At 34.0% G+C, this 20725-nt stretch carries 21 protein-coding genes; 10 read left to right on the top strand and 11 right to left on the bottom strand.

Features of this window, described 5'->3' with window-relative positions:
- Positions 1 to 3 precede the first annotated feature (3 nt).
- From B5X64_RS09485 to hisIE, 10 genes are all read left to right on the top strand, one after another.
- On the top strand, positions 4 to 678 hold the full coding sequence (locus tag B5X64_RS09485; RefSeq protein ID WP_079464987.1) for a glycosyltransferase family 32 protein: 675 nt from the start codon (positions 4 to 6) through the stop codon (positions 676 to 678).
- Entirely contained in the window at positions 662 to 1762 is a 1101-nt protein-coding gene (locus B5X64_RS09480) for a glycosyltransferase family 4 protein (RefSeq protein ID WP_079464986.1), read from the top strand. The genes B5X64_RS09485 and B5X64_RS09480 overlap by 17 nt, the downstream gene beginning before the upstream one ends.
- A 254-nt stretch (positions 1763 to 2016) precedes the next feature.
- Positions 2017 to 2874, top strand: a complete 858-nt coding sequence (gene hisG / locus B5X64_RS09475) for an ATP phosphoribosyltransferase (RefSeq protein ID WP_079464985.1) — start codon at positions 2017 to 2019, stop codon at positions 2872 to 2874.
- 1 nt (position 2875) lies between these two features.
- A complete protein-coding gene (gene hisD / locus B5X64_RS09470) occupies positions 2876 to 4150 on the top strand; it encodes a histidinol dehydrogenase (protein ID WP_079464984.1) in 1275 nt (424 codons plus the stop codon).
- Positions 4151 to 4154: 4 nt separating this feature from the next.
- A complete protein-coding gene (gene hisC, locus B5X64_RS09465) occupies positions 4155 to 5189 on the top strand; it encodes a histidinol-phosphate transaminase (protein ID WP_079464983.1) in 1035 nt (344 codons plus the stop codon).
- A gap of 43 nt (positions 5190 to 5232) precedes the next feature.
- A complete protein-coding gene (gene hisB / locus B5X64_RS09460; protein ID WP_079464982.1) occupies positions 5233 to 6327 on the top strand; it encodes a bifunctional histidinol-phosphatase/imidazoleglycerol-phosphate dehydratase HisB in 1095 nt (364 codons plus the stop codon).
- 1 nt (position 6328) lies between these two features.
- Positions 6329 to 6907: an imidazole glycerol phosphate synthase subunit HisH gene (gene hisH, locus B5X64_RS09455; protein ID WP_079464981.1), complete on the top strand. Its 579-nt coding sequence runs from the start codon at positions 6329 to 6331 to the stop codon at positions 6905 to 6907.
- Positions 6908 to 6909: 2 nt separating this feature from the next.
- Positions 6910 to 7623, top strand: coding sequence for a 1-(5-phosphoribosyl)-5-[(5-phosphoribosylamino)methylideneamino]imidazole-4-carboxamide isomerase (hisA, locus tag B5X64_RS09450; RefSeq protein ID WP_079464980.1), 714 nt, complete (start codon positions 6910 to 6912; stop codon positions 7621 to 7623).
- A 200-nt stretch (positions 7624 to 7823) separates the two neighbouring features.
- A complete protein-coding gene (gene hisF / locus B5X64_RS09445) occupies positions 7824 to 8576 on the top strand; it encodes an imidazole glycerol phosphate synthase subunit HisF (RefSeq protein ID WP_079464979.1) in 753 nt (250 codons plus the stop codon).
- A complete protein-coding gene (gene hisIE, locus B5X64_RS09440) occupies positions 8573 to 9163 on the top strand; it encodes a bifunctional phosphoribosyl-AMP cyclohydrolase/phosphoribosyl-ATP diphosphatase HisIE (RefSeq protein ID WP_079464978.1) in 591 nt (196 codons plus the stop codon). Before hisF ends, hisIE begins: the two co-directional genes overlap by 4 nt.
- 22 nt (positions 9164 to 9185) lie before the next feature.
- On the opposite strand, the gene B5X64_RS09435 is transcribed toward hisIE, so the two are convergent.
- From B5X64_RS09435 to B5X64_RS09385, 11 genes are all read right to left on the bottom strand, one after another.
- Positions 9186 to 10355 (bottom strand): M28 family peptidase, encoded by a 1170-nt coding sequence (locus B5X64_RS09435; RefSeq protein WP_079464977.1) that lies wholly within the window; start codon positions 10353 to 10355, stop codon positions 9186 to 9188.
- 96 nt (positions 10356 to 10451) lie between these two features.
- On the bottom strand, positions 10452 to 10796 hold the full coding sequence (gene rplT / locus B5X64_RS09430) for a 50S ribosomal protein L20 (RefSeq protein ID WP_066678564.1): 345 nt from the start codon (positions 10794 to 10796) through the stop codon (positions 10452 to 10454).
- Between the two features lie 118 nt (positions 10797 to 10914).
- A complete protein-coding gene (rpmI, locus tag B5X64_RS09425) occupies positions 10915 to 11112 on the bottom strand; it encodes a 50S ribosomal protein L35 (protein WP_066678566.1) in 198 nt (65 codons plus the stop codon).
- Between the two features lie 382 nt (positions 11113 to 11494).
- Complete coding sequence (locus B5X64_RS09420; RefSeq protein ID WP_079464976.1) at positions 11495 to 12316, bottom strand: alpha/beta fold hydrolase; 822 nt, start codon at positions 12314 to 12316, stop codon at positions 11495 to 11497.
- Positions 12317 to 12557: 241 nt separating this feature from the next.
- Positions 12558 to 13058, bottom strand: a complete 501-nt coding sequence (gene infC, locus B5X64_RS09415; protein ID WP_034676299.1) for a translation initiation factor IF-3 — start codon at positions 13056 to 13058, stop codon at positions 12558 to 12560.
- Between the two features lie 138 nt (positions 13059 to 13196).
- The gene (gene thrS, locus B5X64_RS09410; RefSeq protein WP_079464974.1) at positions 13197 to 15134 is read right to left on the bottom strand and encodes a threonine--tRNA ligase; all 1938 of its coding nucleotides are present in this window, start codon (positions 15132 to 15134) and stop codon (positions 13197 to 13199) included.
- A gap of 303 nt (positions 15135 to 15437) precedes the next feature.
- Positions 15438 to 15620 carry a hypothetical protein gene (locus B5X64_RS09405; RefSeq protein ID WP_074228712.1) on the bottom strand — a complete coding sequence of 61 codons (183 nt, stop codon included), beginning with the start codon at positions 15618 to 15620 and terminating at the stop codon, positions 15438 to 15440.
- Positions 15621 to 15631: 11 nt separating this feature from the next.
- Positions 15632 to 16237, bottom strand: coding sequence for a DUF4230 domain-containing protein (locus tag B5X64_RS09400; RefSeq protein WP_074228713.1), 606 nt, complete (start codon positions 16235 to 16237; stop codon positions 15632 to 15634).
- Positions 16234 to 16830 (bottom strand): TlpA family protein disulfide reductase, encoded by a 597-nt coding sequence (locus B5X64_RS09395; protein WP_079464973.1) that lies wholly within the window; start codon positions 16828 to 16830, stop codon positions 16234 to 16236. Before B5X64_RS09395 ends, B5X64_RS09400 begins: the two co-directional genes overlap by 4 nt.
- 26 nt (positions 16831 to 16856) lie before the next feature.
- Complete coding sequence (locus B5X64_RS09390; protein ID WP_079464972.1) at positions 16857 to 17324, bottom strand: pyrophosphohydrolase domain-containing protein; 468 nt, start codon at positions 17322 to 17324, stop codon at positions 16857 to 16859.
- A 250-nt stretch (positions 17325 to 17574) separates the two neighbouring features.
- Entirely contained in the window at positions 17575 to 20505 is a 2931-nt protein-coding gene (locus B5X64_RS09385; RefSeq protein ID WP_079464971.1) for a reprolysin-like metallopeptidase, read from the bottom strand.
- Between the last annotated feature and the right edge of the window lie 220 nt (positions 20506 to 20725).

Below are 20725 nucleotides of genomic sequence, written 5' to 3'. Positions count from 1 at the left end.
AAAATGGCAATTCCTAAACAAATTTTTCAAACGTTTAAAACCAATAAGCTTCCTTGGCTTACGAAGTTTCATATCAAAAGAATGCTCAAAAAAAACCCTGAGTACGAATATCATTTTTACGATGATAACAGGATTCAGACTTTCTTTAAAGATGAATTTCCGCCGGAATATTTGAAAGCTTATAACAGACTGACAATAGGAGCTGCCAAAGCAGATTTTTTCAGATATGCCATTCTTTATAAAAAAGGTGGTGTTTACCTAGACGTAGACAGCGGAATCAACAAGCCGATCAAAAAGTTTATTCGTGAAGACGATGTAGCTTTGGTAACGGATGAAATTCCACACACATATTATGTACAATGGGGTCTTGCATATGCTGCAGGACACCCATTTTTACAGAGAACTTTGGAGATGATTTTAGATAATATCAAAAACAATCCATACCCTCATAATGTACACAAAACAACCGGACCAACCGTTTATACAGACGCAGTTAAAGCCTGTTTAAAAGAAGATCCAACTATTCCGCATCGATTTATGGGACCGCATTATGATAATAATATGCAGTTTAAATATAAGCTGGGAAAATTCTTTCTTTACAGTGACAAATCTGAACACTGGAAGAGAAAACAGCTTACCCAAAACATTATAAAACCTGAGAATGAAGATAGCATTTGATGCCAAACGTTTTTTTCATAATACCTCAGGATTAGGGAATTATTCGAGAGATTTAGTAAGAATTTTGTCTAAATATTATCCTGAAAATCAATACTTACTACTCAATAAAAATAAGTCGAAAAGAGGTTCTGATATTTTAGAAAACGCCAATGTTACCTTTGTAGAAACCTCCAAAGGAACAATGTCTCGACAGTTTAAAATGGGAAAAGATGCGCAAAAAAAAAATGCGGACATTTTCCATGGATTATCGGGCGAATTACCTTTAAAATGGGACAAAAAACCGATTAAAAAAATCGTCACTATTCACGATTTGATATTCGTAAGATATCCTCAATATTATTCTTTTTTTGACAGAAAAATCCATCTTTGGAAATTTAAAACAGCAGCAAATACAGCAGACAAAATCATTGCCATTTCAGAGCAGACCAAAAGAGATATTATTCAATACCTGAAAGTTCCGGAAAGCAAAATTGAAGTGATTTATCAAGGTTGTCACAAAACTTTTAAAGAAGAACAAACTGAAGAATTTATTCAGAAAACTAAAGAGAAATTCAATCTTCCAGAACGGTTTATTTTAAATGTTGGAACGATTGAAGAGCGCAAAAATCTTTTCAATATTGTTAAAGCTGTAAAAGACACAACAATTCCTCTAGTTGTTGTTGGGAAGAAAACAAAGTATTTTCAAAAAATAAAGCATTTTATTGAGAAAAATAAAATGGAGAACCAGATTCATTTTTTGGAAGGAGTTTCTATGGATGAGTTGGCTGTCATTTACAAATCAGCAGACATTTTTGTTTATCCAAGCTTTTTTGAAGGCTTTGGTATCCCTGTAATTGAAGCCCTTTTCTCAAAAACAGTTACAATTACGAGCAATATAAGTTGTCTTCCAGAAGCAGGAGGTCCAGATTCTGTTTACATTGATCCCAAAAATCATCTGGATATTCAGGCAAAAATAAAATTTTTATGGGATAGCGAATCTGAAAGAAAACGTCGTTCTGATAAGGGTTTTGAGTTCGTTCAGAAGTTCAATGATGAACCCATTGCACATCAACTGATGAATCTCTATCAAAAAATTATTTCGTAAAATTCTTGCGGGATTAAAAATTAGTCCTACATTTGTACCACAATATTCAAAGAAATATGAAACCGAATTTTTTAACAGTACATCATTATTATCATCATCTCTGCTAGACGGAATTGTTGATCTATTGACTATGTTAAAAATCAAAATAATTAAAAACCGTCTGAGTAAACAGACGGTTTTTTGTTTCTAAATTCTTCCGCGGCAATTTATTTCAAACAATCAGTTTTTATTTACTCAGACTCAATACAATTGAAATGAGTACATTAAAAATTGCCATACAAAAAAGCGGTCGCCTTTACGAAGAATCTCTTCAGCTTCTCAAAGACTGCGGAATTTTCGTCAACAACGGAAAAGACCAACTGAAAGTTTCTGTAGATAATTTCCCAATGGAAATCATGTATCTGCGAAATTCTGACATCCCTCAGTATTTGGAAGATGGTGTAGTTGACATCGCGATTGTCGGCGAAAACCTCTTGGTCGAAAAACAAAAAAATATTGAAATTATCCAAAGTTTAGGATTTTCAAAATGCAGAGTTTCTTTAGCCATTCCAAAAGAAATTGAAACAGACGATATCAATTACTTTCAGGGCAAAAAAATTGCTACTTCTTACCCGAATACATTGAAAAATTTTCTTCAGAAAAATAATATTTCAGCAGACATACACGTCATTTCCGGCTCTGTAGAAATTGCTCCCAATATCGGTCTTGCAGATGGAATCTGTGATATTGTAAGCTCCGGAAGTACTCTTTTTAAAAATGGTTTGAGAGAAACAATTACCATCTTAAAGTCTGAAGCGGTTCTTGCAAAAACATTCCAGTTAAATAATGATAAGCAAAAAATCTTAGAAAAATTTCTGTTTAGAATTCAATCTGTTTTAAGGGCAAAAAATTCCAAATATATTTTGATGAATGTCCCAAATGAAAAGATTTCAGAAGTATCAAATATTCTTCCGGTTTTAAAAAGTCCTACGGTAATTCCTTTAGCTGAAAAGAATTGGAGCAGCATTCATTCTGTGATTGATGCAGAACGGTTTTGGGAAGTCATAGATGAACTAAAAGAAAAAGGGGCACAAGATATTTTAATCATTCCAATCGATAAAATGGTGATTTAATATGAAAATTAATAAATATCCTCAAAAAGAAATCTGGCCAGAATTGGTAAAAAGACCGGTCATCAAAAGAGAAGAATTGACAGAATTAATAGCCGGTATTTTTAATGAAGTTGAAAAAAATGGTGATCAGGCTTTAATAGCTTTCAATAAAAAATTTGATCAGGCTACAGTTGAAAAGATTCAAGTTTCAGAAGAAGAAATAGAAAGTTCAGAAAATTTAATAAGCGAAGAACTGACACTTGCCATTCAAAAGGCAAAAGAAAATATTACGAAATTTCACTCGTCACAAATTCCTGAAATTCAAAAGATTGAAACCACAAAAGGAGTTGTTTGCTGGAGAGAAAACAGAGCCATCGAAAAAGTTGGGATCTATATTCCAGGAGGAACAGCACCTTTATTTTCTACAGTTTTAATGTTGGCAATTCCTGCTCAATTGGCTGGTTGTAAAGAAATTATTTTATGCACTCCGCCTGATAAAAAAGGCAATATTAATCCAGCCATATTGTATACTGCAAAGCTTTGTGGAGTTACAAAAATATTTAAAATCGGCGGAGCTCAGGCTATTGCAGCCATGACTTTAGGAACAGAAAGTATTCCGAATGTTTATAAAATTTTTGGACCAGGAAATCAGTATGTTGTCGCAGCAAAAGAGTTTACTCAAAATTATAATGTCGCAATAGATATGCCTGCAGGACCAAGTGAAGTTTTGGTCATTGCTGATAAGCAGGCAATTCCAGAATATTGCGCTGCAGATTTACTTTCTCAGGCAGAACACGGAAGTGACAGTCAGGTGATTTTTCTTTCAACTGATGAGAAAATTTTTAACCAAACCATTGAAGAAACAGAAAAACAGCTTAAAAAACTTCCAAGAAATGAATTTGCAAAAGAAGCTTTGAAAAACAGTCATTTCATTTTGTTAGATTCTTTAGATGAAGCCATTGAATTCAGCAATCTGTATGCTCCTGAACATTTGATTTTAGCTTTGGAAGATTTTGAAAAATATATTCCAAAAATTCAAAATGCAGGTTCGGTTTTCCTTGGAAATTACTCATGTGAAAGTGCAGGAGATTATGCAAGTGGAACCAATCATACGCTTCCAACCAACGGATTTGCAAAAAATTACAACGGAGTTTCTTTAGACAGTTTTGTAAAGAAAATTACGTTTCAGAATTTATCACAAGAAGGGCTCCAAAATTTAGGAAAAACAATAGAACTCATGGCAGAAGCAGAAGGATTATTTGCTCACAAAAACGCCGTATCAATCAGATTAAAATAAGAAAATGAAAGAATTTAATATCAATAGTTTAGTAAGAAAAAATATCTTAGAATTACAGCCTTACATTAGTTTTAGGGATCATAATGAATTTGAAAATGCGGTTTTGCTGGATGCTAATGAAAGCCCGTTTGGAGAATTGAACCGTTATCCTGATTCTACTCAAAAAAAAATGAAGCAAAAACTCTCTGAAATAAAAAATATTTCTGCCAATCAAATTGCAGTAGGAAATGGAAGTGATGAATTAATTGATTTAATTATAAAAGTTTTCTGTGAACCTAAAAAAGATTCAATTTTAATGATGAATCCGTCGTTTGCAATGTATGATTTTTATGCTTCAATCAATGAAAATAAAGTTATAAAACTAGATTTAAATGCAGATTTTGAGATTGTAAAAGATGATTTCATAAGAATTTCAAAAGATTTTAAATCGAAAGTTTTTTTCTTATGCTCACCCAATAATCCTACAGGAAATTCTGTAAAAGATATTGAGTTTTATATTCAAAATTTCAATGGAATTGTGGTTGTGGATGAAGCTTACATTGAGTTTTCAGGGGAAAAATCTTGTATTGACTTATTAGAAAAATATCCAAATCTAATTGTTCTTCAGACTTTTTCAAAAGCCTGGGGAATGGCTGGAGCGAGAGTAGGAATGGCATATTCTTCTGAAGAAATTATTAGGTTAATTAATACGGTAAAAGCGCCTTACAATGTAAATTCTTTAAGCTCGAATAAAGTAATTGAGCTCATCGATAAACAGGAAAATGTAAAGCAAAATATTGAAAGTATTTTAAATGAAATTTCATGGTTAAAAAATGAATTTCAATCAGTTAACTGTATTAAAAAAGTGTATCCCACTGATGCTAATTTCTTCTTGATGGAGTTTGAAGATGTAGAAAAGGTTTACGAAAAACTGTTGGAAAAAGAAATTTTGACAAGCAAAAGAAGTCCGCAAATCCCAAATTGTATCAGAATTAATGTAGGGAATAGAGAAGAAAACATTCAATTGATTAACGTTTTAAATCAGTGCGAAACCTTATAGGTTTAATAGAGTTTCAAAATAATAGATTTACAATTATTTAAAAATGAAAAAAGTATTATTTATAGACCGTGACGGAACTTTGATTTTAGAACCTCCAACAGATTTTCAAGTAGATTCTTTAGAAAAGCTTGAGTTCTATCCCGGAGTTTTTCAAAACCTTTCAAAAATTGCCAAAGAACTTGATTTTGAATTGGTCATGGTGACGAACCAGGATGGATTGGGAACAGAAAGTTTCCCAGTTGAAGATTTCATAAAACCACATGAAAAAATGTTGAAAGCTTTTGAAAATGAAGGAATTATTTTCAATGAAATTTTGATCGATAAAAGTTTTGAAAGTGAAAATTCACTAAATCGAAAACCTGGAACCGGAATGTTGGGAAAATATATTTACGGTAATTACGATCTTGAAAATTCTTTCGTTGTCGGAGATAGAACTACGGATATTCAATTGGCAAAAAACTTAGGTTCTAAATCTATATTTATTAGTGAAATTCAAAATAATGATGCGAATTTGACGACTGAAAGTTGGAGTGAAATTTACCAATATTTAAAGCAAATTCCTCGAAAAGCTACTGTTTTTAGAAAAACCAATGAAACTGAAATTGAAATTCAAATCAATCTTGACGGAAGTGGAAAATCTGAAATTTCAACAGGATTAAATTTTTTCGATCACATGCTTGAACAAATTTCAAAACACGGCAATTTAGATTTAAAAATTAAAGTAATTGGAGATTTACAAGTTGATGAACATCACACGATAGAAGATACAGGAATTGTTTTAGGAGAAGCTATTTTAAAAGCATTAGGAAAGAAAAAAGGAATTGAAAGATATGGTTTTCTGCTTCCCATGGATGATTGTTTAGCGCAAGTTGCTTTGGATTTTGGCGGTCGTTCCTGGTTGGTTTGGAAAGCTAATTTTACACGTGAAAAAATTGGAGATGTTCCCACCGAAATGTTTGAGCATTTTTTCAAATCTTTCACCGATTCGGCAAAATGTAATCTCAATATTAAAGTGGAAGGAGAAAATGAGCACCATAAGATCGAATCTATTTTTAAAGCCTTTGCAAAATCGATAAAAATGGCTGTAAATCAATCGGACCAAAATTTTAATGTACCGTCAACTAAAGGAAGTTTGTAAAATGATTGCAATTATAAAATATAATGGAGGAAATGTGAATTCTGTACAAAATGCTTTGAATAGATTAAATGCGAAATCAATTGTTACGGATGATTTTGAGTTAATAAAAAATGCCGATAAAGTGATTTTTCCGGGAGTTGGAGAAGCATCTTCAACAATGAAAATTTTAAAGGAAAAAGGATTAGACCAGTTAATTCCAACTTTGAAGCAACCTGTTTTGGGAATCTGCCTAGGAATGCAATTGATGTGTAAAAATAATGAAGAAGGAAATACAATCGGAATGGGAATTTTTGATTGTAACGTGAGGATGTTTCCACCGCTTGACCTTGTTCCACATATGGGTTGGAATACTGTTTCAGATTTTAAATCATCCTTGTTTACAGAGATTACAGAAGAAAATGACTTCTATTTTGTTCACAGTTTTTATTGTGAATTATCAGAAAATACAACTTCTATTTGTGATTACATTTTACCTTTCAGTGCTTCATTACAAAAAGATAATTTTTATGCAATGCAGTTTCACCCTGAAAAATCGGGAGTAATTGGAAGTAGATTATTACAAAACTTTTTAAAACTTTAAATATGAAAATTATCCCTGCCATTGACATTATCGACGGAAAATGTGTACGTCTGTCGAAAGGTGATTATGGAACAAAAAAAATATACAACGAAAATCCTCTAGAAGTAGCTAAAGAATTTGAAAGTTTCGGAATAAAATATCTTCATTTGGTTGATTTAGATGGCGCAAAATCTAAACATATTGTTAATCAAAAAGTATTAGAAAATATTGCCAATGAGACATCTTTAGAAATCGATTTTGGCGGCGGTTTGAAAACTATTGAAGATATAGAAATCGCTTTTAATTCAGGAACAAAGCAAATTACAATCGGAAGTATTGCTGTTCAAAATCCTGAATTTTGTTTTGATTTAATTGAAAAATATGGTTCAGAGAAAATTATTTTAGGAGCCGATTGTGAGGATAGAAAAATAAAAACTTCAGGTTGGCTGGAAAAAAGCGATCGAGATGTGATTGATTTTATTCTTGACTATCAGAAAAAAGGAATTAAAAATGTGATCTGTACTGATATTTCAAAAGATGGAATGTTGGAGGGAGCCTCAGAAGATTTGTACATAGAAATTTTAGAGAAAACAAATATTAAACTTGTTGCAAGTGGTGGAATTTCCTGCATTGAAGATGTTTATAAAATGAAAGAAATAGGCTGCACCGGAACAATTATAGGAAAAGCGATTTATGAAGGAAGAATTTTACTGAAAGATTTACAGAATTTATTTTAGCCGCAAAAGGCACAAAAGTTTTTAAACACATTAGGAATTTTTAAGTTGCTACTAACTGCTAAATAAGAACACATAAGCTTTAGTAAATCAAAGATTTCCAGAGAGAGTCCCAAAGGGACGATTTAGTAAAGGATAGGATGAAGTCCTATCAAAAATATAATTAAAAAATTTGCGCCTTTGCATATAACCAATTAAATAAAATGTTAAAAAAAAGAATCATTCCATGTTTGGATATAAAAGACGGAACAACCGTAAAAGGAATTAATTTTGAAGGCTTGAGAAACGCTGGAGATCCAATAGAATTGGCAAAAAAATATGAAAATGAAGGCGCTGACGAATTGGTTTTCCTAGATATTACCGCAACTATTGAAGAGCGAAAAACTTTTGCAGAACTAGTAAAAAGCATAGCCAAAGAACTGAGTATTCCTTTTACCGTCGGAGGTGGAATTTCTTCTGTTGAAGATGTGCGAAAACTCTTGGAAGCCGGAGCAGATAAAATCAGCATTAATTCGTCAGCCGTGAAAAATCCAAAACTTATTTCTGATTTAGCTAAAGAATTTGGTAGCCAGTGCATCGTTGTTGCCATAGATACAAAATTGATTAACGACACCGATTGCGTTTTTGTAAAAGGTGGAAGAGAGTTGACCCATTTAAAAACTTTAGAGTGGGCAAAAAAAGTAGAAGAATTAGGTGCAGGCGAAATCCTTTTAACCTCAATGAATGGAGACGGAACCAAAAATGGTTTTGATTTGAGATTGATACGGTTGATTGCTGATGCTGTAAATATACCGGTGATTGCTTCGGGAGGCGCAGGAAAAACTGAAGATTTTGAAAATGTTTTTACCGAAACCAAAGTAACTGGAGCTTTGGCGGCGAGCATTTTTCACTTTGGGGAAATTAAAATTAATGATTTAAAAAACGAATTAAAATCTAAAAAAATAGCCATACGATGAATATAAATTTTAATAACAATAATGATAACCTACTTCCTGTCATCATTCAGGACGATAGAACTTTGCAAGTTTTAATGTTGGGTTATATGAACGAAGAAGCTTTCGAAAAAACAAATAATAATGGAATTGTTACTTTTTTCAGCCGTTCAAAAAACAGACTTTGGACAAAAGGTGAGGAGTCAGGAAACTTTTTAACTGTAAAAAGTATTCATATAGATTGCGATAACGATACCATTTTAATTAAAGCGATTCCCACAAATACCGTTTGCCATACCGGAAGCTTCAGCTGTTTTGGAGAAAAAAATGATAAAGGATTTTTATATGAATTAGAAGAAAAGATCAATCAGCGAATTGATGATAAAATTGAAGATTCTTATACTTATTCTTTATTTCAGACAGGGATTAATAAAGTTGCTCAAAAAGTAGGAGAGGAAGCTGTGGAATTAGTGATAGAAGCTAAAGATCATAATGATAACCTATTTAAAAATGAAGCCGCAGATTTATTATATCACTTTTTAATTTTATTGAAAGCTAAAAATATACATTTAGAAGATATTGAAGAAATACTTTTAGCCAGAAACAAATAAGCCTGCAAATTGCAGGCTTATTTTATTTTTCGATAATTACTTTTTTCGTAACCGTTTCACCCTCGGATTTTACAGTGCATAAATAAACTCCGCTTGATAATTTTGAAACATTAATAGCCGTTTCATTTTCGTGGTTTGAAATGAGCCTGCCATTCATATCTTTTATTTCAAAACTGAAGTCTTTAATTTCTTTCGGAATTTCAACATTCAAAATATCTTTTGCCGGATTAGGATATATTTTAATAGATTCCAATTTACTTTGAGAACTTTCATTAGTTCCTAAGACCGAAGTTGCCACTGCAAAATGTTGCAAAGCTCCTACTGCAGCCTTTCCTACTTTGAAAACATAAGTTGGGTCTACATTAGCAAAAGTATCATTAGCAGTATGCTCATTCTGACTCTGTGGAGTCTCATAAAAACCGGTAATAATATCTCCTTTTTCTTCAAATGGTATATAATCTGATGAATATGCATTAGACATTACAGTCTGTAAAGGAGAATAGAGCGTTGTACACGCCGCCAACTGTTGTGTAAAAGATAAAGAAGCGGCATTATTTCCCGGTAACCCCGACTGATCACTTTCGCATTTGACTGAATTACTCGGTGCAGATAATTTACCTCCAACCTGATCGATATTAAAAACTAATCTAACATCTAATTGACGTACATCATTCTGAAAAACCACATTATTTACATAGTGATAGCTACCTAAAAGACCTTGTTCTTCTCCAGAAAAATGAATAAACTTTATAGAATATTCAGTAGGAATATCTTTTAAAATTCTAGCAGCTTCCAGCAAAATTGACGTTCCGCTTCCGTTGTCACTAACTCCTGGGCCCACTATTGTATCGTAGTGACCACAAATAATGACGTATGTATTTGGATAAACTGTTCCTGTTTTTGTAATAACTAAATTCTTTGTCGTATTTCCGTTCACAGTAAAGCTGTCTTCAGTAATTTGACTTTGTGCATAACCGTAGGTTTGGTATTTAGCTTTAAGCCAGTTCAAGGTATTATTATTTGCTGTTGAACCTGAAGTTTTCACACCAAATGATGCAAAATCTTGTAGCAATGATGTGATGTTAGCTTGTGTTACCTGATTGACTCTGTTTTGATAAGCCTGAATGAAACTTTGAGCCTGAACACTATAAGATGCTAATGAAAATAATAGAAGAGTAGTTAATTTTTTCACTTTTAATAAGATACTTTAATAATTTAGCAAATGTAGATAATAAAAAAATCCCGAGCAAAAAACCCGGGATTTATATTGATAACAAAAAATTTTACATTATTTTACTTGATCTACAACTGCTTTGAAAGCTTCAGGGTGATTCATTGCTAAATCAGCTAAAACTTTTCTGTTAAGCTCAATGTTGTTCTTTTTAAGAGCTCCCATAAACTGAGAGTAAGACATTCCGTGTTCTCTAGCTCCTGCGTTGATACGCATGATCCAAAGTGATCTGAAATTTCTCTTTTTCTCTTTTCTTCCACGGTAAGCATATTGCATTGCTTTTTGTACCGCGTTTTTAGCAACAGTCCAAACGTTCTTTCTTCTACCGAAAAAACCTTTAGCTTGTTTCATTAATTTTTTTCTGCGAGCTCTAGAAGCTACTGCATTTACTGATCTTGGCATAATTTAAATTGTTTTTTTGAAAAGGGCGGCAACACATGTTGCTCTTTGGTGCACCGTTTCAGGGTTAAAATGTTGAATTTGTTTGAATTCTTATAAACCGAATAATGATTTATAAAAACTACTTAATTGCTAATTGACGTTGAACGCTTTTAGTATCCACTTTAGCTACATAAGAAGTAGTAGTAAGATTTCTCTTCTGCTTAGTTTCTTTTTTAGTTAAGATGTGGCTTTTGTAAGCGTTTTTTCTTTTGATTTTACCAGTTCCGGTAAGAGCAAAACGTTTCTTAGCACCTGATTTCGTTTTTAATTTTGGCATTGTTTGCTTTTTTATGTTTTTGTTATCAATATCGTTTCAAATGTACCAATGTAGCAGTTTATCGATTTACCAATAATTGTTACATTGATTGGGGTGTGCCCCTCACTCGTTCATTCCGCTTCGCTTCATTCACTCATTCGGGTCGGGCTATACATTGCAAGTCCTCGCTCCGCCGCATATTCTGTCGCTTGCTGTGGGCTTTTCATTACTATCCCTCACGCAGATAATTGGTGTGCAAAATTACGAAAAATTTTCGAGATGAAAAAAGATTTTATACATAGAATAGGGAGACCTTCATTTAATATCCGTAATTTACTCAAATAAAAGAGAAAAACCACGATTCGTTGAAGCTCGTGGTTTAAATATATAAGTGTTTTTAAAATTAAGATTTGATAAACTCCAATAAATCTTTATTAATTGTTTCTGCTTCTGTCGTCGGCATTCCATGTGGGAAACCAGGATAAGAAATCAGTTTTCCGTTTTTTAATAGAGTAGCGGCAATTTTACCCGTAGTTTCAAAAGGAACGATCTGATCATCTTCACCGTGCATCACCAAAACCGGAACATCTACACTTTTTAAATCTTCGGTAAAATCAGTTTCAGAAAAAGCTTTGATACAGTCGAAATGTGCTTTAATCGAGCCATTCATTCCCTGTCTCCACCAATTTCTCTGAATACCTTCAGAAACATTTGCTCCCTCTCTGTTGTATCCGTAAAAAGGGAAAGTAAGATCAATATAAAATTGCTGTCTGTGTTTTGCTGTATTATTTCTGATATCATCGAAAACCGACATTGGTACACCATTAGGATTATTTTCGTTCTGCACCATAATCGGCGTAACGGCACTTATCAAAACAGCTTTCGCCACTCTGCCTTCCCCATGTTTAGCAACATATCTTATCACTTCACCACCTCCGGTAGAATGACCGATATGAACTACATCTTTTAAGTCTAAAGCTTTTACAATTTCTGCAACATCAGAAGCATAAGTATCCATATCATGTCCATAAGGAGTCTGCTCAGATCTTCCGTGGCCTCTTCTGTCATGAGCGATTACTCTGTAACCTTGCTCAAGAAAGAAAAACATTTGTGCATCCCAATCATCACTTGATAATGGCCATCCGTGGTGAAAAAATAAAGGCTGACCTTTTCCCCAGTCTTTGTAAAAAATTTCTGTTCCGTCTTGTAATTTAAGTGTACTCATTGTTTAATTTTTTTTGTATTAATATTAAAGAGAATAAGGTTATTGTTTCTTATTTCTAAAGCAAAGGTAGAACTAAAGTTTTACCCTCATCTTGATCTACCTCAAGATTCAAAAAAATTATTCAAAAAATAACAGAAACGTTTTAAACGATTCAATTTAATTTTTCACTATCGAAAACAACAAAAACCTCAAATTACTTTGAGGTTATATAATCTTCATTCCAAAAAAGGAATTTACTGAATTATTTAGCTGGTTTCTTAGGACTCATCATCATAATCATTCTCTTACCTTCAAGTTTAGGCAACTGGTCTACTTTACCAACGTGCTCCAATTCCTGAGCTAGTTTTAAAAGTAAGATTTCACCCTGATCTTTAAAGATAATAGAACGTCCTTTGAAAAATACGTATGTTTTCAGTTTAGAACCTTCTTCCAAGAATTTTTCAGCATGTTTCTTCTTAAAGTCATAATCATGTTCGTCAGTCTGAGGTCCGAAACGGATTTCCTTCACGACAACTTTGATTTGTTTTGCTTTAAGCTCTTTCTGCTTTTTCTTCTGCTCGTATAAAAACTTTTTATAGTCTAATATTCTCGCAATAAAAGGCTCAGCTTTATCTGAAATTACGACCAAGTCTAGTTCCTGCTCTTTAGCAATTTGTCTTGCTTTATCGATAGGGAAAATTCCTGGCTCTACGTTGTCGCCCACTAAACGAAGTTCTCTTACGCGAATCTTGTCGTTTATCATGTGTAAGTCCTCTTGTACAGGACGTCTCTGTGGGCCTCTGTTGTTAAATCGCTGTGCTATTGTATTAAATTTTATTGGTTAATTTTCTATTAAAATTATTCAAACAAAACTATTTTGTTCAGAATAACTGTTTGGATCTTAAGCTTGGTACTCAACGCCTGTTTTTGAAGCTTCTTTGAAATAAGCGACAAAATCTTCAAGGCTCATTGCTCCCAAATCTCCTTCTCCACGTCTTCTTACAGAAATTGTGCCATCCTTTTCTTCATTTTCTCCCACTACAAGCATGAATGGGATCTTTTTCAATTCGGCATCACGGATCTTTTTACCCGTTTTCTCATTTCTGTCGTCAATCAGACCGCTAATATCGTGATTTTCTAAAAGTTGTGAAACTTTTTTAGCATAATCTACATATTTTTCACTGATTGGTAATATTGTAAACTGATCCGGAGCCAACCATAATGGGAAATCTCCGGCAGTATTTTCTAATAAGATTGCGATGAAACGCTCCATAGAACCAAATGGTGCTCTGTGAATCATCACTGGTCTGTGCTTTTCGTTATCACTTCCGATGTAAGTTAAGTCGAATCTTTCAGGCAAGTTATAATCAACCTGGATTGTTCCTAACTGCCATTTTCTTCCTAAAGCATCTTTCACCATGAAATCTAACTTAGGACCGTAGAATGCAGCTTCGCCATATTCTGTAACAGTATTAAGTCCTTTTTCTTTGGCAGCAGTTACGATTGCGTTTTCTGCTTTTTCCCAATTTTCGTCAGTTCCGATGTACTTTTCTTTGTTATCAGGATCTCTAAGAGAAATCTGAGCTGTAAAGTCTGCAAAACCTAACGAACCGAAAACATAAAGAACCAAATCAATCGTTTTCTTAAACTCGTCCATCAACTGATCCGGAGTACAGAAAAGGTGTGCATCATCCTGAGTAAACCCACGAACTCTTGTTAAGCCGTGAAGTTCACCGCTTTGCTCATATCTGTAAACCGTACCGAATTCTGCATATCTTTTTGGCAAATCTCTGTAGCTCCATTGTGAAGTTTTGTAAATCTCACAGTGATGCGGACAGTTCATAGGCTTCAGCATAAATTCTTCTCCTTCGTTAGGAGTTTTGATCGGCTGGAAGCTGTCTGCTCCATATTTATCCCAGTGCCCGGAAGTTACATATAATTCTTTAGCTCCGATGTGAGGAGACATTACAAATTCGTAACCCCCTTTTTTCTGAGCATCAGAAAGGAAATTTTCTAATTTTTTTCTCAAAGCTGTACCTTTTGGCAACCAAAGTGGTAAACCTGCACCTACTTTTTCTGAGAAAGCAAAAATCCCTAATTCTTTACCTAATTTTCTGTGATCTCTTCTTTTAGCCTCTTCTAATAACTCAAGATACTCAGTCAATTCTTTCTGTTTTGGGAAAGAAATACCATATACTCTTGTTAACTGAGGATTTTTCTCATTTCCTCTCCAATATGCTCCTGCAGCATTTAAGATTTTCATTGCTTTCACAATTCCCGTATTTGGAATGTGACCACCACGACAAAGATCCGTGAAGTTATCGTGTGTTACAAAAGTGATTTCTCCATCATTAAGATTAGAGATTAATTCTACTTTGTAAGGATTGTCTGCATACGTTTTTAAAGCTTCTTCTTTAGAAACCGGATATAATGAGAACGTTGACCCTTTTTTAGCATTTTCTAAAACCTTCTTTTCGATTTTTTCGAAATCTTTTTCAGATAAAGTTTCGTCACCGAAATCTACATCATAATAAAAACCGCTTTCAATCGCAGGACCAATCGTTAACTTAGCATTAGGATAAAACTCAAGGATAGCCTGCGCCAAAAGGTGTGCAGAAGAGTGCCAAAAGGCTTTCTTACCAAGATCGTCATTCCATGTCAAAAGCTGTACCGTAGAATCTGTGGTTATAGGCGTGGTAATTTCGACTTGTGTGCCGTTTACAACTGCGGAAATGGTGTTTCTAGCCAATCCCTCGCTTATAGATTTTGCCACATCCAAAGGAGTCGTTGCTCCTTCAAATTCTCTGACGCTATTGTCTGGAAGTGTAATTTTTATCATTGTTTACTAAGAAATTTTAAGTTGCAAAAATACGCTTTTTTTACGTCTTTAGGAAATCGTAGCGCGATAATTCACAAAAAATACAATTTATTTTAAATTTTTACGTTAATGATTCCTTTTGAATATCAAACATGGACATCATATCCGGATTATAACAGATCTTGAAAATCTGCAGAAAGTTGCAGCCCGACCTGAGCGGAGCTCATTTTTTGCTTGATCATAAAGTTCTGTTAAACCTAAAATGTATGCAAAAAATAGCGGGAGCGGAGGGCGGAAATTGCTGCCATAAAAAATACCAAGCTTTCACTTGGTATTATCTGTTTTTCCTGATTTGTTTTTGGAAGATTTCTGAACGTCTTCCTTATCAACATCGGGTGGATTTTGTTTCTGTGAAGAAGCCGGAATATCGCGGAAGTCTTCATTTTGCTTTTTTGTTTCTGCGGAATTGGCAGATTCTTTCTTTTTGTTATCGTCTTTTGAATCCATAGTTTTGAATTTTAGAGTCCAAGAACACCGATTTTGCCGGTTTGATCTTCTATCTTATAATTCAAAGCCTTTGCCAAAACAAAAATATTATTAAGATTTTCCATCAATTGCTGATGACCTTCACTTCTTAATTTATTCTGATCTACAGATTTTATAGCAGCTTGTTTGGCTTTTTGCTGTACATTTTTGATATCCTGCTCAGAAATCCTATTGATGAAAGAATCGTCTAACGACTGAATTTCTACACTTGGCGTAATTCTGATATCCGCATTGGGAAGTTCTGTAATAATCAGTTTTTTGTTAATAGAATCAACTTCTATTTTCATTTTATTCAGATCATATGAAACCTGCGCATTGGTTTTGGTATAAGTAATAATGCTATTACTCGTCATTTCTTTCCCAAGAAATTCATACCCAAACTTGGTTTTCTGCATCGCAGAAAAATCCTGCTCCAAGACCACCATTTTGTTCATTTTGGAGATCTGATTGGTCAGAATATAATAATCGGACTTTTCAGTTTTTTCGCTCATTTTAAAACAAGACTTAAAACTAAAAAACAGAATCAGCATCAAAAGAATTCCCGCAACAAAGGGAATAATTAATTTTAGATTTTTCAATTTTCTTTTTTAAATATTTCTTTCAATACCGACCCGTCATCTTTTTTTAAGATTTCTACAAGGTCTCTTTCTACATAACCCGTAGTCGGCATTTCTATGATTCTTCCAATTTCCTTGCCATATTTTTCGACAATAATTGTAGGAACCTTTGAAACATTATATTTAACTTCATCACCTGTAGGAGATTCTTTTTTACGGTTCACCGCAATAATCGTCAATCTGCTGTCCGGATATTTTACTTCTTCCAGAATTTTCATCAGTCTAGGAAAATCTCTGTGGCTGTCTTCGCACCAAGTTCCCACAAAAACAATCAGATTATAAGAGTTAATATTATTTTTTCTTAGTTCTGTAACTGCTTTTTGGTCTAAAGCATATTCATTAAACTCTTTGGCATACCATTCCGAATAAGGTTCTTTCGCAAACTGCTCTTTAAGCTGGTGCCCTAAAAGCATTTTTCCGTCATTGGTAGTTTCTACCTCTCTGTTGACCACAACTTTCTGAGCATTAAACTGCTGCATAGCCAAAGTAAGAACTGAAAGAGTAAAAATATTGGTGATGATTTTTTTACAAATTATATTTCTATTATTTTTCATTGTATTTGTGAATCTTTGATTTCATATTAATTTTCAATAATTGTTTTTAAATCAGCAGGAGAGTAGTATTTATTTTTCAATACTTTATGATCTGCTTTTCTGTAAACATTGAATTTTTCTCCTGATTTCTCATAGAAAGACTCAACATCTTTTTCTTTATAAAATTCTACTGTTTCATTTGCCTGTTCTTCGTTATCGCAAGCTTTAGACATATTAGAACGCTGCACTTCGTTGAATAATTCTACAAACTTATTACCCAATCCGAATTCTAAAACTGCGCCACTCAAAACATACTGCAAATCACACAATGCATCAGCAATTTCTACAATATCGTTATCTGCAATAGCTTGTTTTAATTCATTTAATTCTTCCTGCAAAAGTTCAACTCTCAAATTACATCTTTCCTGAGAAGGAATTTGTGGAGTATCTAAAATAGGTGCTTTAAAAGTGGTGTGGAATTCTGCTACTTGGTTCAGGCTGTCAATTTTATCCATGAAATTTTTTATTTAGGGCAAATATAAAAATTAGATATTAGATATTAGATATCAGATGTTAGGTTTTTAATAGGTTTTACAATTCCAGCAAAAAAAACACATTCATTATTTATATAAAAATTGATTAACAAATACTATTTGTTTTTAAACTACCATTAATAAATCGATCATTAATTACCATTCATCAATTATAAAAAAAGACTGCCCATTTCTGAGCAGCCTAAAGATTAAGGTTTAATTGAAAGGATATTTAGTTTTTAATAAATCGTTTAGAAACTTCGCCCACCTGAATTACATAAGCTCCTTTTACAAGACCACTTACATTCACTGAGCCTCCTTTGAGTTTTCCTGAATTGATTAGCTTCCCACCCATATCGAAGATTTTATAATCTTCATTAGTCGTATTTGAAACATTTAAAATGTCTCTCGCAGGATTTGGATATAACTTAATATCTGTCATTAAATCTTTTGTATCAAAATCGTCACCCCTTCCCGATGACACAATATTTAAAGTATAATCCTCAACCTGTCCGTAAGTATAAGAACCGCAAGAAGATGACGGAACAGAACTATATTGCATCATTACTCTCATTCTTGTTGTTCCAAGAGTTGCAGTTGACGGTATTGTGATAGATCCTGTTACCGGACTTGTCTGTGAACCCGTTTTCGTCCAAGCCAATTCTCCACTGTCTGTAAAGTCTCCATCTTTATTGTAATCAATGTAAACTGCATAAGCTTCATTATATTTAGTTGAAGTCCAAACCGGAGTTACAGAAATCGTATACGCTGAACCTCTCGTTACATTCGTAGAAACTGCGGTAAAGTTTTCGTAACCTGCAGTTCCTGTGGATGTATTATTAATCGTTCCGAAGCTTACATTTCCGATTCTTTCATCCGCTGTATTGGTTGATGTTGCAGAACAATAGGTAGTTGTGCTTCCAGCAAGAGTGGTCACAGAAACCGTATTGCTTGAAACAGAATTATTTCCTGCCGCATCTTTAGCTTTAACCGTAAAACTGTACGTCGTAGAAGGCGTTAAACTTGTTACGGTATAAGAAGTAGAAGTCGTAGAGCCTACCAATGAAGCCCCTTGATAAACATCATAACCCGTCACAGCAACATTATCTGTAGCGCCCGACCAAGAAAGATTTGTACTTGTAGAAGTTGTTCCTGAAGCCGCTAAAGTTGGAGCCGTCGGTGGAGTAGTATCAGAAATTCCTGAACCTGCATTTACCGTAATATTTGCATTATTTACATCAAAGAAAATGTGATTTGAACCTTTTACCATAATTCTTCCTGTAGTCGTAGACGAATTTGGAATAACTACCGCCTGAGAACCGTCGTTTGGAGTTCCTGAAAGTAGAGTAGTCCATGTATTTCCGCTGTCTGTAGACCAAAGAATATCTACGTTTGCAGCATTTACGCCGTTTGCTGTAGTTCCGGCAACATTCCAGGTTATGGTTTGAGAAGTGCCTCCCGAATAAGTTGTTGCTGTATTTTGAGAACTTACACTGAATGGGCCTGCAGTTCCGTTAACAGTAATTACCGCATCATCAGAATTATTTCCAGAACCTCCAGCTCTGTTATCACGAACGGTAAATCTGAAATTATAAGTTCTTGCAACGTTTGATAATGCTTCAACAGTAATTTCTGAGCCAGCCGTTGTTGTCGCACCCGTTAAAACAGAAGCCATTCTCGGAAAATATCTTGTAGGAGTCGTTTGCGGGGTCCACGATCTAAAGGTTGGCCCTGTCGCTTTTGTAACACTTGCCGCTGAACTCGCTCCAGTTTGAGAAGAAGACGCATTATTCATCTGTTCCCAGATATAAGTAAGAGCATCTCCGTTTGCATCAGTTCCCGCACCGGTTAGCATAAATGGAGTTCCTTTTGGAATAGTATAATCTGCACCTGCATTTGCTGTTGGTACTGAGTTTCCTGTACTCGTACTTGTAGGACAGGTTTTAGCCTTAATATTATCTGTAATCTGCTGAATACTTACTGCATGGAAGAAAGAATCTGAATGCGCCTGAATGTCCTGACTTGTAATTCCTGCATATCCCATAATAGTCGATCCGGAACCAGGTTCCATATTAACTCCGGTTCCTTCATTACTCATTGAGAACGTATGATTTCCGCCAAACTGATGACCCAATTCGTGAGCTACATAATCGATATCAAAATTATCTCCCGAAGGGATTGCATCTGCCGGAGAAGTATAACCACTTCCTTTTGATCCGTTCACACAAACACAACCGATGCAACCTGCATTTCCGCCACCTCCGGAAGCTCCGAATAAATGTCCTACATCGTAATTAGCTTCACCAATTACCGAAGTTAAGGTCGATTGAAGCTGAGAATTCCAGCTGCTCATTCCTGAAGCTGCAGAATAAGGATCCGTAGAAGCACTGGTATAAATTACAGCGTCATTATTGGCAATTAAAACCATTCTCGCCGAAAAATCTTTTTCAAAAACTCCGTTTACACGGGTCATTGTATTATTCATTGCTGCTAAAGCAAGAGCTTTTGTCCCTCCAAAATAGGTCGTGTATTCTCCTGTGGAAGACAAAGCTAATCTGAATGTTCTTAATTTGGCATCATCCGCATTAGGTCTTGCCTGAAGATTATCTAAACCTGAGACTCCTTTTTGAGCCACATCAATTACGGTACATTCAAATTTGTTTAAATCATCTTTTTTGTCTGATTTTCTATAAACGACATACGTTGAAAGATCTTTTGTGTAAGGCTCAATAAAAACAGCAGACTTATCACCGTAAATTTCCATAGAGGATAAACCCAATGGAGAAATACTGAAATACACTGTAGAATTTGAATCTCCCATTCCTTCACCAACATAAGATTTGATATCCGGATACTTCGCAGCCAGTTGAGGATCAAAATTCGAATTTTCCCTTACTTTGAAATGCTCCAATTTTCCATCAGAATTTGGAAAAGAAATAATAATTTCTGACTTTTCACCAACAGCCAATCTTTTTGGTGCTTTTGCCAAAGCATTTTTCAATCCGTCAATATCTAAACTATAGATCTTCGGATTGTTGATTGTTGATTTGTTTTCAAAAATTTCTGAATTTGTTTTTCTAGAACTTTCACACCAAAGACGGTCTGTCTGAGCGAATGAAATGCCTGAAACCAGCATTCCAATCACCAATAGTTGTTTTTTCATATAGTATCTATTTTGATTTTGGAATATCAAAGCTAATAAAAATTATATTATGAAAAACAAAATTATTTAAGAAAATTTTAGATATTTAATTTAATAAATTATGCAATGCATTAAACAAACAATACAACATTATGAAAATACTTACATAAAATAAAAATAGCATACGTAAATTACGTATGCTATTGCTTTATATTAATTTTAAGGTAAATTAACCCAAAAA

Origin of the sequence: Chryseobacterium balustinum (genome assembly GCF_900168205.1) — a bacterium.
Taxonomy (GTDB): Bacteria; Bacteroidota; Bacteroidia; order Flavobacteriales; family Weeksellaceae; genus Chryseobacterium; species Chryseobacterium balustinum.
This window is presented reverse-complemented; position numbering and strand designations above follow the sequence as displayed.